This window comes from Pseudomonas sp. 32_A, from assembly GCF_017490905.1.
In the GTDB taxonomy this organism is placed as follows: domain Bacteria; phylum Pseudomonadota; class Gammaproteobacteria; order Pseudomonadales; family Pseudomonadaceae; genus Aquipseudomonas; species Aquipseudomonas inefficax.
Map to the genome: position 1 here is coordinate 192,674 of NZ_JAFGYI010000002.1, position 12,213 is coordinate 204,886.

A 12,213-nucleotide genomic window follows, 5' to 3' on the forward strand; every position below is an offset into this window, starting at 1 on the left:
CCGGGGCTGGGAAACGCCCGTGCCCGCGCGAGGAAGCCATGATCCGAATAGGTAATGCCCATGTGTCGCTGGAGCGGCGCGAAGCCTTTGTTGATGGCAAGCCGATCCTGTTGGGCGGGCGTGCCTTCGAGGTGCTGGCGATGCTGATCAAGGCCAAGGGTCGGGTGGTCGGCAAGGACGAGCTGTTCAGCCAGGTGTGGGCCGGCACGGTGGTCGAGGACAACAACCTGCAGGTGCAGGTGTCCTTGCTGCGCAAGGCCTTTGGCGACCGTGGCCTGATCCAGACCGTGCCGCGCCGGGGCTACCGCCTGGCCGCCGAGATCTGCCTCGAGGTGCCTGGCGAGGCGTTGGGCAAATCGCCGCTATGCGACGTGGCCGACGCTGTCGAGCTGTTCGATGAACGCTTGAACGTGCCGGTGCTGGTGGTGGATGACGACCCGTCGGTGCGTGCGGCGTTGGGCCGCCTGCTGCGCTCGCATGACATTCCGCATCATTTGTTCGCCAGTGCCGAGGCGTTGTTCGATGCCCGCCTGGAAACACCCTATGCCTGCCTGTTGCTGGACATGCACCTGCCCGATACCAGCGGCCTGGAGGTGCAAGACGCGCTGCGCCGGCTGGCGCTGCCCTGGCCGGTCGTGTTCATGACCGGCTTCGGCACCATCCCGATGACCGTCCAGGCCATGCGTGCCGGGGCCGTGGAATTCCTGACCAAACCGTTCGACGAAGACCAGCTGCTGACACTGCTGCAGGCGGTGCGCAGGCGTGCCGTGGCCGAAGGGCGCAGGTGGCACCATGCGCGGCAGGTCGAGGAAAAGTACCGGCGCCTGACCCAGCGCGAGCGCCAGGTGTTCTCGCTGGTGGTCGGCGGCCTGTCGCACAAGCAGATCGCCAGGCAGATCGGCACCAGCGAGGTGACGACCAAGGTGCACAAGAAGAACATCATGAACAAGATGCAGTCCCGCTCGCTGCTGGAACTGGTGGCCATGCACAACGTCATCGGGGCGCAGCCTGAGGGCCTGGGCGGCGCATGAGCAGAGCGGTGTGCATCGTCGACGACGATGCGTCGGTGCGCAAAAGCCTGGCAAACCTGCTGCGTTCGGCAGGTTTCGAGACCTTGTCGTTTGCTGCAGGGGACCTGTTCCTGGCCTCGGCACTGGCGCGGCAGGCTGGGTGTGTGCTGCTCGACCTGAGGATGCCGGGGATGGGCGGGCTGGTGGTGCAGCGCGAACTGGCCCGGCTGGAGTGGCATTTGCCGGTGATCTGCATGTCGGCGCATTGGGATGAAGGGGCTGTGCGGGCTGCGATGGCGCTTGGGGCGCTGGCCTGCCTGGGCAAGCCATTTTCCGAAGAGGTGCTGCTGAAGGTTGTTGAAGAGGCTTTGCTGGGCAGCCAGTGATGCCTGTGTCGGCCCTTCGCGGGCTTGCCCGCTCCCACAGGGATCTCCACAACCCTGGAAACTGTGGTGTCTCTTGTGGGAGCGGCCTTGTGTCGCGATGGGCTGCAAGGCAGCCCCGGCAATCTAACTGCTCCCCGGCCGGTACTGCAGGGCCTCGGCCAGATGCGCCCGGCCAATTGCCTGGCTACCTTCCAGATCTGCCAGCGTTCGCGCCACCTTCAGCAACCGGTGTGCCGCGCGCAACGACAGGGTCAGCCGTTCACAGGCCCCCTCCAGCCAAGCCTGGTCCGCCACCGCCAACCCACAATGGCGGCGCAACCCCTGAAGGTCGAGAAACGCATTCGCACACCCTTGCCTCCGTTGTTGCAGTTCACGTGCCTCGGCTACCTTGGCCGCCACATCTGCACTGGTCTCGCCGCAGGGCTGGTTGTTCAGCGTGGTGCTCTCCCGGGCCACGGTCAGGTGCAGGTCGATACGGTCCAGCAATGGCCCGGACAGCTTGTTGCGATACCGCGCGATCTGCTCGGTGCTGCAGCGGCAGCGGCCTGTGGGGTCGCCCAGGTAGCCGCAAGGGCAGGGGTTCATTGCCGCCACCAGCTGGAAGCGTGCGGGGAAACGCACCTTGTCGCGGGCCCGGGCAATCACGATCTCGCCCGATTCCAGCGGCTCGCGCAACACTTCAAGCACACGCCGTTCGAATTCCGGCAATTCATCCAGAAACAGCACGCCATGGTGGGCCAGGGTGATTTCGCCCGGTTGTGGACGGCTGCTGCCGCCGACCAGCGCCGGGCCGGAGGCGGAGTGGTGTGGATGGCGAAAAGGCCGCTGCGGCCAACTGTTCAGAGGCGTATGGCCGCTGACCGACTGGATCGCTGCCACTTCCAGCGCCTCGTGCTCGTCCAGCGGTGGCAGCAGCCCCGGCAGGCGGCTGGCGAGCAAGGTCTTGCCGGTACCGGGAGGCCCGGTGAACAACAGGTTGTGCGCCCCGGCCGCCGCTAGCAGCAGTGCACGCTTGGCCGCCAGTTGCCCCTGCACCTCGCTCAGGTCCGGGTACGGGCGTTGCTGCAGGATCAGGCCGTTGGCGGCATACGGCGGCAACGGCACCTGGCCGTTAAGGTGGGCGACCAGCTCCAGCAGGTGCCCCACCGCATACACCACCAGCCCGCCTGCCAGGCTGGCCTCCTCGGCATTCTCCCGTGGCACCACCAGCGCCCGGCCTGCTTCGCGTGCCGCCAGTGCTGCGGGCAAAACGCCCTGCACCGGGCGCAATTTGCCAGACAGCGCCAGTTCTCCCAGGCATTCGACCTCGGCAAGGGTGGCCGCGGGCACCTGGCCATCGGCGGCGAGGATGCCCAGAGCAATGGCCAGGTCATAGCGCCCGCCATCCTTGGGCAGGTCGGCGGGGGCGAGGTTCTGGGTGATGCGCCGCTGCGGGTAGTTCAAACCGGAGTTGACGATGGCGCTGCGTACCCGGTCCTTGCTCTCTTTGACCGTGGTTTCCGGCAGGCCGACCAGAGTGAGATGGGGCAAACCATTGGCCAGGTGAGTTTCGACGCTGACCGCCGGTGCCTGCACGCCCACCTGGGCGCGGCTGTGGACGAGGGCTAGGGACATGGACGCTCCGTTGTCGCTGAAAAGGGCCGCTTCCTGCGGCTTGGCAAGCATAGCGAGCGCAGCCCGGGCCGGAACAACAAGTGTGCGTCGTGGTTTTTCAGGCTAGGGCGTTACCCTGTATTTTCATGCCCTTGCGCGCTCATTCATCCTGTGGGGCTGGGTTCAGCCGTGCTTCCAGCTCGGCTAGCTGTTTTTCCAGGGCTTCGAGGCGTGCTCGGGTGCGCGCCAGCACGACCATCTGGCTGTCGAATTCCTCGCGGCTGACCAGGTCGAGCTTGCTGAAGGCACCTTGCATCAGCACCTTGAACTGGCTTTCCAGTTCGGCGCGGGGCTGGGCGGTATCGTTGCTGAACAGGCGCGAGGCCTGGTCGCTCAGGGCGTCGAGAAGGGCTTTGGGCGCGAGCATGGGGCTGTCCATTGATACTGGGAAATGGCCGGCAGTGTAGCACGCATGCATGAGCATCCGGCCTCGTCGCTGGCTGGTGTAGGAGCGGCCTTGTGTCGCGAAAGGGCCGCACAGCGGCCCCAGCGATATCAGTATCCAGGCACAAATCGTGGGGGCGCTTCGCACCCCTATCGCGACACAAGGCCGCTCCTACAGGAAGCAGCGCTCCTCTGAAACTGCACATTTTTCGAGCAATTCGCCAGGTCGGAACGCACCGAAATTGTGCATCTTTCCTATGCTGGCGACTGGCCAATCCCGACTGATTCACATAACTCACTGTTTTCCCGCGCTTTGACGGAACTGGCAAGGTTTCTGCAAAGACCACTGCGAGCCATGCACTGATGCAGTTCCTTGTGACCAGGCAGTGCGCACGCGGAGCCGGATGCCGACGACGCGTTACAAAGCCAACCGCTGCGCTTAGACTTGAGACGGGTTTGTTTTCCTGGGGCAAGTCCACCAAATCGGGAGAGAGTTTCATGAAGCTAGTCACAGCCATCATCAAGCCGTTCAAGCTGGACGACGTGCGCGAGTCGCTGTCGGAAATCGGCGTGCAGGGCATCACCGTCACTGAAGTCAAAGGCTTCGGTCGGCAGAAGGGCCACACCGAGCTGTATCGCGGTGCTGAATATGTGGTCGATTTCCTGCCCAAGGTGAAGATCGATGTCGCCATCGATGACAAGGACCTTGATCGGGTAATCGAAGCCATCACCAAGGCAGCCAACACCGGCAAGATCGGTGACGGCAAGATTTTCGTGGTGAATCTGGAGCAGGCGATCCGTATCCGTACCGGCGAAACCGATACCGACGCGATCTAAGCAGCAACAAAGCCTCACCAAACCCAACGCCCCAGGAGAAAACAACATGACTCTGCGTAAGATCGCAGGGCTAGGAGCCCTATTGTCCCTCGTAATGCCCGGGCTTGCCCTGGCAGAGGAAGCTGCCCCAGCGCTGAACTCCGGCGACACCGCCTGGATGCTGACCGCAACGGCGCTGGTGCTGTTCATGACCATTCCGGGCCTGGCCCTGTTCTATGGCGGCATGGTGCGTTCCAAGAACGTGCTGTCGGTGATGATGCAGTGCTTTGCAATCACTGGCCTGATGAGCATTCTCTGGGTCGTCTACGGCTACAGCATGGCCTTCGATACCACCGGTATGGAAAAGGGCGTGCTCAACTTCAATTCCTTCGTCGGCGGCTTCTCCAAGGCGTTCCTCAGTGGCGTCACGCCCTCGAACCTGACCTCGGCTGCCGCGCTGTTCCCTGAAGCGGTATTCATCACCTTCCAGATGACCTTCGCCATCATCACCCCGGCACTGATCGTCGGTGCCTTCGCCGAGCGCATGAAGTTCTCTGCGATGCTGGTGTTCATGGGCATCTGGTTCACCCTGGTCTACGCGCCGATCGCGCACATGGTCTGGAGCGGTGACGGCGCACTGATGTGGGACTGGGGCGTGCTGGACTTCGCCGGCGGCACCGTGGTGCACATCAACGCCGGTATCGCGGGCCTGGTCTGCTGCCTGGTTCTGGGCAAGCGCAAGGGCTACCCGACCACCCCTATGGCCCCGCACAACCTGGGCTACACCTTGATGGGCGCTGCCATGCTGTGGGTCGGCTGGTTCGGCTTCAACGCAGGCTCTGCCGCTGCCGCCAACGGCACCGCCGGCATGGCCATGCTGGTGACCCAGATCGCCACCGCCGCTGCGGCCCTTGGCTGGATGTTCGCCGAGTGGATCGGCCACGGTAAACCGAGCGCGCTGGGCATCGCTTCGGGTGTGGTCGCCGGCCTGGTCGCCATCACCCCGGCTGCCGGTACCGTAGGCCCGATGGGTGCCCTGGTGATCGGCCTGGTCTCGGGTGTGGTCTGCTACTTCTGCGCCACCAGCCTCAAGCGCAAGCTCGGCTATGACGACTCGCTGGACGCCTTCGGCGTACACGGCATCGGCGGTATCGTCGGCGCCATCCTCACCGGCGTGTTCGCAGCCCCGGCGCTGGGCGGCTTCGGTGCCGTCACCGACATCGGCATGCAGGTCTGGATCCAGGCCAAGGGCGTGATATTCACCGTGGTCTACACCGCCATCGTCACCTACGTGATCCTCAAGGTGCTGGATGTGGTGATGGGCCTGCGGGTCAGCGAAGAAGAAGAGTCGGTCGGCCTCGACCTGGCTCAGCACAACGAGCGCGGCTACAACCTGTAACTGCGACGCGGTAAAAACTTGCCCGGCTTGCCGGGCATTTTTTTGCCAGATTTTTAGCATTTCCCGCACGGCAAACGGTTTATTCGACACGTTCGCGACGTAGGCGGAAATCTTACAAAACGCAGAGCATTCATGGTGCTTTGCTTTTTCTGCTGGCGCGCTAGAATGCGCGCCGAAGGGTGTTTGACGAGTAGTCCACACGCTTCGCCAGCCTTTGCTAGGCTTGCCAGTAGCGTGTGGCCAGCAGGGGCTAAAGGATTTGTCAGGTCCTGCCAGGAGCAGGGCCTGCTGGGTGCCGCCTCCCATCAGGAGCGCCGACCCTAGGGCAGTGGCCTAACCCACGGCCAGTTGAATTTTCACTGGTGGCTGCCGGTCTACGGCTGCACTGGTCTATAACTAACCTGCTTTTCGCAAGTCATGAGGTAGAACATGAGCGACGACGATCTGGAAAATGATGACCTCGAAGTAGGCGACGAAGACGAGGGTGATGAAGGCCTCGAAGCGGCAGCTGATGACGGCGCCGAAGACGCTGGCGATGACGACAGCAGCCCGGCACCTGCTGCCAAGGGCAAATCCAAGGCCGCAGTCGCGGTAGACGAGATGCCGAGCATGGAAGCCAAGCAGAAGGAGCGTGATGCCCTGGCCAAGGCCATGGAAGAGTTCCTCGCTCGCGGCGGCAAGGTTCAGGAAGTCGAGGCCAACGTGGTCGCAGATCCACCCAAGAAGCCGGACAACAAATACGGCAGCCGCCCTATCTGAGTGGCTGATCGAAAAAAAGCCCGCCGTCGCTGCGGGCTTTTTTGTGCCTGCTGGTTTTGTGTTGCCCTTGCCGGCCTCTTCGCGGGTGAACCCGCTCCCACAGGTTCACCACAGGCCTTAGGGCCTGCACGGTCCCTGTGGGAGCGGGTTTACCCGCGAATGGGCCGCGAGGCGGCCCCTGTCAGCGCCAGCGCGCGAGGATGTCGGGTAACTGCGACAGGCGCTGGATCTCGGCGTCCGGCGCCTGTTCGCCTACCCACGCCTTGCCCTGAGGGTTGAACCACACCGCGCGCAGCCCGGCACGTTGGGCGCCGGCGATGTCATCGCCCGGGTGGTCACCGATGTGCACTGCTGCGCTGGCGTCCACGTCACCACGACGCAGGGCTTCGAGGAACGGCGCCGGGTCCGGCTTGCCGATGCCGAGGTCCTCGGCACAGAGGGCAAAGCGAAAATAGTCCGCCAGCCCCAGGCGGCTCACGTCGGCGTTGCCGTTGGTGACCACGCCCAAGGTGTAGTGGTGGCGCAGGATCTCCAGCACCGGCTGCACCTCCGGGAAAATCTCCACCTGGTGGCGGGCATGCAGGAATACTTCGAAGCCTTCGTTGGCCAGTTCCTGCGCGTGTTTTTCGCTGTAGCCGACTTCTTCCAAGGCGTGGAACAGCACTCGTCGGCGCAGGGCGCTGATGCGGTGCTTCAGGCCGGGTTCGGCTTGCACCAGGCGCTCGCGAATGGCGAACAGGTGCTCCACCGGCACGCCGCCGAGAATGGGGGCGTTGGCTTCGAGCCAGTCGCGCAGCACGACTTCCGCGCTGGCAATTACCGGCGCGGTATCCCACAGGGTGTCGTCGAGGTCGAAGGTGATCAGCTTGATGCTCATGAGTCTGTGCCTTTGCTGCGTTTGGCCCGAGGGTGGGCACTGTCGTACACCGCAGCCAGGTGCTGGAAGTCCAGGTGGGTATAGATCTGCGTGGTGCCGATGTCGGCGTGGCCGAGCATCTCCTGCACCGCGCGCAGGTCCTGGGACGATTCCAGCACATGGCTGGCGAAGGAATGGCGAAGCATGTGCGGGTGCAGGTGCTGGCCCAGTTCGCGCTCACCGGCCGCCTTCACCCGTTGCTGAACGGCCCGTGGGCTGATGCGGTTGCCCTGGCGGGTGATGAACACCGCGCGGTCGCGTGGGTTGCCGATGCCGCGCAGGCGGTACCAGGCCTGCAATGCCTCGCGAGCCTTGCGCCCGACCGGCAGCACGCGGGCCTTGCCGCCCTTGCCCAGCACCTGCACCAGGCCGGCGGCAAGGTCGAGGTGATCGAGGTCGAGGTTGGTCAGCTCGGACAGGCGCAGGCCCGACGAATAGAACAGTTCGAGGATGGCCTGGTCGCGACGGGCGATGAAGTCATCGTCGACACCGCCATCGAGCAACTGCAGGGCGCGGTCGGTGTCCAGCACCTTGGGCAGCCGGTGTTCGCCCTTGGGTGCGCTCAGGCCGCTGGCCGGGTCGTGCTGGCACAGGCCTTCGCGGTTCAGGTAGCGGTACAGGCCACGTACCGCCGACAGCAGCCGGGCCAGGCTGCGCGAGGACTGACCGTGGTGGTGCTGACGGGCGATCAGCTGGCGTAGCTGCTGGATCTGCAGCGCCTGCCAACCGGCAATGCCATGTTCCTTGCAGTAGGCGACCACCTTGTCCAGGTCGCGGCGGTAGCCCAGCAGGGTGTGCTCAGACACCTGGCGCTCGTTGCGCAGGTGTGCGCAATAAGCCTCCAGCTGGCGTTCCATCAGCGTACCGGGCGCAGGGTCTGGGTAACGCGAGGCACAACGCGGCCAAGCACCTCGGCAATGTAGCCAAGGAACAGCGTGCCGACGCTGCTCTTGTAGTGTTGCGGGTCGCGGCTGCCGATCGCCAGCACCCCGTGCAAGCCTTGGTATTCCAAGGCTGCCACGGCGCTGGAGCCCACTTCCCGGCGCTGCTCTTCACCGAACAGGAATGCCAGCTCGTGCTCGCGCAAGTTGCCGCTGACCGTCTTGCCGCCGCCCAGCAGGGCACCGATGGCCTGCTGCGCTTCGGCGTTGCTCACCCAGCGCCCGACCGGCGCGACATTTTCGCCGAACAGGATCAGGCTGACGAAGGGCACCTGGAATTCCTGGCGCAGGCTGTCTTCGACCGCCATTACCACTTCTTCCAGGCTGCCGGCATCGAGCAGGTCCAGGATCAGCCGGCGAGTCTTGTCGAACAGCCGGTCGTTGTCGCGGGCCACATCCATCAGTTGCGACAGTCGGTGGCGCATTTCGATGTTGCGGTCGCGCAGCAGCTTGAGCTGGCGCTCGACCAGCGACACGCTGTCGCCACGCTGGTGAGGGATACGCTGTTCGATCAGCAACTCGTCGTGCTCGGCGAAGAAGGTGGGGTGGGCGCGCAGATAGGCGACCACCGCTTCGGCATCGAGCTCGGCGGACTGCTGGGGTACAACCTGGGGCTGATCGGTCATGGCGGTTACTCGCTTAGAGACGAACCTGTCCTTCGTAGACGCGTACGGCTGGGCCGGTCATCAGCACGGGCTTGCCGGGGCCGGCCCATTCGATGTGCAGGCGGCCACCGGGCAGGTCGAGGGACACCGGGGAGTCCATCCAGCCCTGGCTGATCGCCGCTACGGCGGCGGCGCAGGCGCCGGTGCCGCAGGCCTGGGTTTCGCCAGCTCCACGTTCCCAGACGCGCAGGTTGGCGCGGTGGCGGTCGATGACCTGGAGGAAGCCGGCATTCACCCGCTGCGGGAAGCGTGGGTGGTTTTCGATCTTCGGGCCCAGCTGGTGCACAGGGGCGGTGCGCACGTCATCGACACGCAGCACGGCATGCGGGTTACCCATGGACAGGGCGGCAATGGAATGCACCTGGCCGTCGACTTCCAGTGGGTAGTTCAGCGCCTGCTCGTCGGCGACGAAAGGGATTTCGGCAGGGTTGAAGCGCGGTGGGCCCATGTCGACACTGATCTGGCCGTCGTTCTGCACGTCCAGTTCGATGATGCCGCCCTTGGTTTCCACGCGGATGCGCTTTTTCGCGGTCAGGCGCTTGTCCAGCACGAAGCGGGCGAAGCAGCGCGCACCGTTGCCGCACTGCTCGACCTCGGAGCCGTCGGCATTGAAGATGCGGTAACGGAAGTCCACTTCCGGGTTGTTCGGTGCCTCGACGATCAGCAACTGGTCGAAGCCGATGCCGGTGTGGCGGTCACCCCATTGCTTGGCGTGCTTGGGCTGGATGTGCGCGTGCTGGCTGACCAGGTCGAGGACCATGAAGTCGTTGCCCAGCCCATGCATCTTGGTAAAACGCAGCAGCATGGGCTTACTCCGGCAGCAGGCTTTCGCCAGCGTACAATTCGGCGATGGTCTCGCGGCGGCGTACTTCGAAGGCCTGGTCGCCGTCGACCAGGATTTCAGCGCAACGGCCACGGGTGTTGTAGTTGGAGCTCATGACAAAACCATAGGCGCCCGCGGACTGTACGGCCAGCAGGTCACCTTCGGCCAGGTTCAGTACGCGGTCCTTGCCGAGGAAGTCGCCAGTCTCGCAGATCGGGCCGACCAGGTCATAGGCACGGCCTTCCCCTGTGCGTGGCTTGACTGCGCTGACGCCCATCCAGGCCTGGTACAGGGCCGGGCGGATCAGGTCGTTCATCGCCGCATCGATGATGGCGAAATCCTTGTGCTCGGTGTGCTTGAGGTATTCCACGCGGGTCAGCAGGACGCCGGCGTTGGCCACGATGTAGCGGCCCGGCTCGAACACCAAGGCCAGGTCGCGGTCGCCGACGCGCTCGCGGATGGCCTTGATGTAGTCGGCCACCAGCGGCGGCTCCTCATCGCGGTAACGCACGCCGACACCGCCACCCAGGTCCAGGTGGCGCAGGTGGATGCCGCACTCGGCCAAGCGGTCGACCAGCACCAGCAGGCGGTCGAGGGCATCGAGGAAAGGCTCGACGGTGGTCAGTTGCGAACCGATGTGGCAGTCGACACCGACCACTTCCAGGTTCGGCAGCTGCGCGGCGCGCACGTAGATGGCCTCGGCATCGGCGATGGCGATGCCGAACTTGTTCTCTTTCAGGCCGGTGGAGATGTACGGGTGGGTGCCGGCGTCGACATCCGGGTTGACCCGCAGCGAGACCGGGGCAACCTTGCCCATCTCGGCGGCCACCACTTGCAGGCGCTCCAGTTCGTCGGTTGATTCGACGTTGAAGCAGTGCACGCCGACCTCCAGGGCACGGCGCATGTCGTCGCGGGTCTTGCCGACGCCGGAGAACACCACGCGGTCGGCACGGCCGCCAGCGGCCAGCACGCGCTCCAGCTCACCGCCGGAAACGATGTCGAAGCCTGCGCCCAGGCGCGCCAGCACGTTCAGCACGCCGAGGTTGGAGTTGGCCTTTACCGCGAAGCACACCAGGTGCTCGGTGCCTTGCAGGGCGTCGGCGTAGCTGCGGTACTGGGCCTCGATGTGGGCGCGCGAGTACACGTAGGTCGGAGTGCCGTAGCGTTCGGCGATGGCCGACAGGCCCACGCCTTCCGCGAACAGCTCGCCGTCGCGGTAGTTGAAAGCGTTCATCTGGTTTCCTTACTGCGCTGGCGACTGCTCGGGCTCGGACTGCAGTTCGGGCTGCTGCTCCTCTACCGGGGCCGGCTTGGCTTTTGGCTGGTGCTGGTGCGACTTGTGCGCTTTGCCGTTATCGCCGTCTTCAGGCAGATACAGCGGGCCTTTCTGGCCGCAGGCCGAAACGAGGCAGGCAACAGCGACCAGCGCCGCGAAGGAGGAAATCAGGCGCTTCATGGGTGAAATCCTTAGAAAAATGCAGTATTGCGCCCGAGTATACCGAGCGACCGGCGGCTTGCCTATGCAAGGGCCGGCCCGCCGGGCGGGCTATTCTTACCGCCTGCAAGGGGCCCTGTGGGAGCGGGCTTGCCCGCGAACACCGGCAAAGCCGGTGCCACACACCGCGGCGCCTGCTTCGCGGGCATGCCCGCTCCCACAGGCTTTGAGTTCATGCCAGTGAAGGCAACGGCTAAACCTTTGCATTCGGTGGCAAGCGCCCGTATCTTGCCGGGCTTGCCTGTAACGCAGCCAATTTCGAGGTTCCTGCAATGAGTTTGAGTGAAGCGCGTTTCCATGATCTGGTCGACGCTACCCAACAGGCCCTGGAGGACCTGTTCGACGAGAGCGGCCTGGACCTGGACATGGAGAACTCCGCTGGCGTCCTGACCGTCAAGTTCGACAACGGCAGCACGCTGATCTTCAGCCGCCAGGAGCCGCTGCGCCAGCTGTGGCTGGCCGACCGTTCCGGCGGTTTCCACTTCGACTACGACGAAGACAGCGGCAAGTGGGTATGCGAGAAGAGCGAAGAGCTGCTGGGCGAAATGCTCGAGCGCATCGTCTGGGAGCGGGCCGGCGAGAAGCTGGACTTCGACGAGATCTGAACATGAGCAGCCCCCAGGCCCGGCCGCCCAAGCCGCTCTACAGCAACGTCAGCCCCGCAGTGCCGTCGCCCTGCATCAGCGTTTGCCGGCTGGACGAACAGCGGGTCTGCACGGGTTGCCATCGGCATGTCGAGCACATCCGCGAATGGCGTTCGGCCGATGACGAACGGCGCCGGCAGATCTGCCGCGAGGCCCAGGCCCTGCGCGACCAGGCTAAGGCACACTGATCGCAGGGGCTTGAGTATTTACCCGGCTGTGGTAACGTCGAGTTCTGCGTCGGTGACGCCAAAGCCTTCACAAACCCCGCCCTTGGGCGGGGTTTTGCTTTATCTGCACGATGAAAACCGCCTGTTCAAAGGAG

Annotated in this window: 15 protein-coding genes; 7 read left to right on the forward strand and 8 right to left on the reverse strand. The window is 64.4% G+C overall.

Annotation, left to right across the window (positions count from 1 at the left end):
• Nucleotides 1-38: 38 nt before the first annotated feature.
• Complete coding sequence (locus J5M58_RS02180) at nucleotides 39-1,031, forward strand: response regulator (protein ID WP_112249883.1); 993 nt, start codon at nucleotides 39-41, stop codon at nucleotides 1,029-1,031.
• Nucleotides 1,028-1,396 carry a response regulator transcription factor gene (locus tag J5M58_RS02185; protein ID WP_207877039.1) on the forward strand — a complete coding sequence of 123 codons (369 nt, stop codon included), beginning with the start codon at nucleotides 1,028-1,030 and terminating at the stop codon, nucleotides 1,394-1,396. Before J5M58_RS02180 ends, J5M58_RS02185 begins: the two co-directional genes overlap by 4 nt.
• A 123-nt stretch (nucleotides 1,397-1,519) precedes the next feature.
• Here the strand turns inward: J5M58_RS02185 and J5M58_RS02190 are convergent, their stop codons facing one another.
• A complete protein-coding gene (locus tag J5M58_RS02190) occupies nucleotides 1,520-3,010 on the reverse strand; it encodes a YifB family Mg chelatase-like AAA ATPase (protein WP_207877041.1) in 1,491 nt (496 codons plus the stop codon).
• Nucleotides 3,011-3,149: 139 nt separating this feature from the next.
• Nucleotides 3,150-3,416 carry an accessory factor UbiK family protein gene (locus tag J5M58_RS02195; RefSeq protein ID WP_207877043.1) on the reverse strand — a complete coding sequence of 89 codons (267 nt, stop codon included), beginning with the start codon at nucleotides 3,414-3,416 and terminating at the stop codon, nucleotides 3,150-3,152.
• Nucleotides 3,417-3,931: 515 nt separating this feature from the next.
• On the opposite strand from J5M58_RS02195, the gene glnK reads away from it, so the two are divergent.
• The 3 genes from glnK to sutA all read left to right on the forward strand — a co-directional run bounded on the left by glnK (nucleotide 3,932) and on the right by sutA (nucleotide 6,407).
• Entirely contained in the window at nucleotides 3,932-4,270 is a 339-nt protein-coding gene (gene glnK / locus J5M58_RS02200; RefSeq protein WP_002555808.1) for a P-II family nitrogen regulator, read from the forward strand.
• 46 nt (nucleotides 4,271-4,316) lie between these two features.
• Nucleotides 4,317-5,648, forward strand: coding sequence for an ammonium transporter (locus tag J5M58_RS02205; protein ID WP_112249877.1), 1,332 nt, complete (start codon nucleotides 4,317-4,319; stop codon nucleotides 5,646-5,648).
• 429 nt (nucleotides 5,649-6,077) lie between these two features.
• Entirely contained in the window at nucleotides 6,078-6,407 is a 330-nt protein-coding gene (sutA, locus tag J5M58_RS02210) for a transcriptional regulator SutA (protein WP_112249875.1), read from the forward strand.
• A 181-nt stretch (nucleotides 6,408-6,588) separates the two neighbouring features.
• On the opposite strand, the gene J5M58_RS02215 is transcribed toward sutA, so the two are convergent.
• The 6 genes from J5M58_RS02215 to J5M58_RS02240 are packed head-to-tail and all read right to left on the reverse strand — an operon-like array spanning nucleotide 6,589 to nucleotide 11,208.
• Complete coding sequence (locus tag J5M58_RS02215; RefSeq protein WP_112249873.1) at nucleotides 6,589-7,284, reverse strand: HAD family hydrolase; 696 nt, start codon at nucleotides 7,282-7,284, stop codon at nucleotides 6,589-6,591.
• Nucleotides 7,281-8,180, reverse strand: a complete 900-nt coding sequence (xerC, locus tag J5M58_RS02220) for a tyrosine recombinase XerC (RefSeq protein ID WP_112249871.1) — start codon at nucleotides 8,178-8,180, stop codon at nucleotides 7,281-7,283. Before xerC ends, J5M58_RS02215 begins: the two co-directional genes overlap by 4 nt.
• Entirely contained in the window at nucleotides 8,180-8,890 is a 711-nt protein-coding gene (locus J5M58_RS02225) for a DUF484 family protein (RefSeq protein WP_015272252.1), read from the reverse strand. Before J5M58_RS02225 ends, xerC begins: the two co-directional genes overlap by 1 nt.
• 13 nt (nucleotides 8,891-8,903) lie before the next feature.
• Nucleotides 8,904-9,734, reverse strand: a complete 831-nt coding sequence (gene dapF / locus J5M58_RS02230; protein WP_207877046.1) for a diaminopimelate epimerase — start codon at nucleotides 9,732-9,734, stop codon at nucleotides 8,904-8,906.
• 4 nt (nucleotides 9,735-9,738) lie between these two features.
• Nucleotides 9,739-10,986, reverse strand: coding sequence for a diaminopimelate decarboxylase (gene lysA / locus J5M58_RS02235; RefSeq protein ID WP_063912185.1), 1,248 nt, complete (start codon nucleotides 10,984-10,986; stop codon nucleotides 9,739-9,741).
• Nucleotides 10,987-10,995: 9 nt separating this feature from the next.
• Entirely contained in the window at nucleotides 10,996-11,208 is a 213-nt protein-coding gene (locus tag J5M58_RS02240) for a lipoprotein (protein WP_112249869.1), read from the reverse strand.
• Between the two features lie 311 nt (nucleotides 11,209-11,519).
• On the opposite strand from J5M58_RS02240, the gene cyaY reads away from it, so the two are divergent.
• Both cyaY and J5M58_RS02250 read left to right on the forward strand, forming a co-directional pair.
• Nucleotides 11,520-11,852, forward strand: coding sequence for an iron donor protein CyaY (cyaY, locus tag J5M58_RS02245; protein WP_051096329.1), 333 nt, complete (start codon nucleotides 11,520-11,522; stop codon nucleotides 11,850-11,852).
• 2 nt (nucleotides 11,853-11,854) lie between these two features.
• Nucleotides 11,855-12,079, forward strand: a complete 225-nt coding sequence (locus J5M58_RS02250; protein WP_112249868.1) for a DUF1289 domain-containing protein — start codon at nucleotides 11,855-11,857, stop codon at nucleotides 12,077-12,079.
• Nucleotides 12,080-12,213 lie beyond the last annotated feature (134 nt).

What these genes read in the sequence shown, in the direction of transcription:
- J5M58_RS02180 (WP_112249883.1), top strand. Translation starts at nt 39, where the DNA reads ATGATCCGAATAGGTAATGCCCATGTGTCGCTGGAGCGGCGCGAAGCC.
- J5M58_RS02185 (WP_207877039.1), top strand. Translation starts at nt 1,028, where the DNA reads ATGAGCAGAGCGGTGTGCATCGTCGACGACGATGCGTCGGTGCGCAAA.
- J5M58_RS02190 (WP_207877041.1), bottom strand. Translation starts at nt 3,010, where the DNA reads ATGTCCCTAGCCCTCGTCCACAGCCGCGCCCAGGTGGGCGTGCAGGCA.
- J5M58_RS02195 (WP_207877043.1), bottom strand. Translation starts at nt 3,416, where the DNA reads ATGCTCGCGCCCAAAGCCCTTCTCGACGCCCTGAGCGACCAGGCCTCG.
- glnK (WP_002555808.1), top strand. Translation starts at nt 3,932, where the DNA reads ATGAAGCTAGTCACAGCCATCATCAAGCCGTTCAAGCTGGACGACGTG.
- J5M58_RS02205 (WP_112249877.1), top strand. Translation starts at nt 4,317, where the DNA reads ATGACTCTGCGTAAGATCGCAGGGCTAGGAGCCCTATTGTCCCTCGTA.
- sutA (WP_112249875.1), top strand. Translation starts at nt 6,078, where the DNA reads ATGAGCGACGACGATCTGGAAAATGATGACCTCGAAGTAGGCGACGAA.
- J5M58_RS02215 (WP_112249873.1), bottom strand. Translation starts at nt 7,284, where the DNA reads ATGAGCATCAAGCTGATCACCTTCGACCTCGACGACACCCTGTGGGAT.
- xerC (WP_112249871.1), bottom strand. Translation starts at nt 8,180, where the DNA reads ATGGAACGCCAGCTGGAGGCTTATTGCGCACACCTGCGCAACGAGCGC.
- J5M58_RS02225 (WP_015272252.1), bottom strand. Translation starts at nt 8,890, where the DNA reads ATGACCGATCAGCCCCAGGTTGTACCCCAGCAGTCCGCCGAGCTCGAT.
- dapF (WP_207877046.1), bottom strand. Translation starts at nt 9,734, where the DNA reads ATGCTGCTGCGTTTTACCAAGATGCATGGGCTGGGCAACGACTTCATG.
- lysA (WP_063912185.1), bottom strand. Translation starts at nt 10,986, where the DNA reads ATGAACGCTTTCAACTACCGCGACGGCGAGCTGTTCGCGGAAGGCGTG.
- J5M58_RS02240 (WP_112249869.1), bottom strand. Translation starts at nt 11,208, where the DNA reads ATGAAGCGCCTGATTTCCTCCTTCGCGGCGCTGGTCGCTGTTGCCTGC.
- cyaY (WP_051096329.1), top strand. Translation starts at nt 11,520, where the DNA reads ATGAGTTTGAGTGAAGCGCGTTTCCATGATCTGGTCGACGCTACCCAA.
- J5M58_RS02250 (WP_112249868.1), top strand. Translation starts at nt 11,855, where the DNA reads ATGAGCAGCCCCCAGGCCCGGCCGCCCAAGCCGCTCTACAGCAACGTC.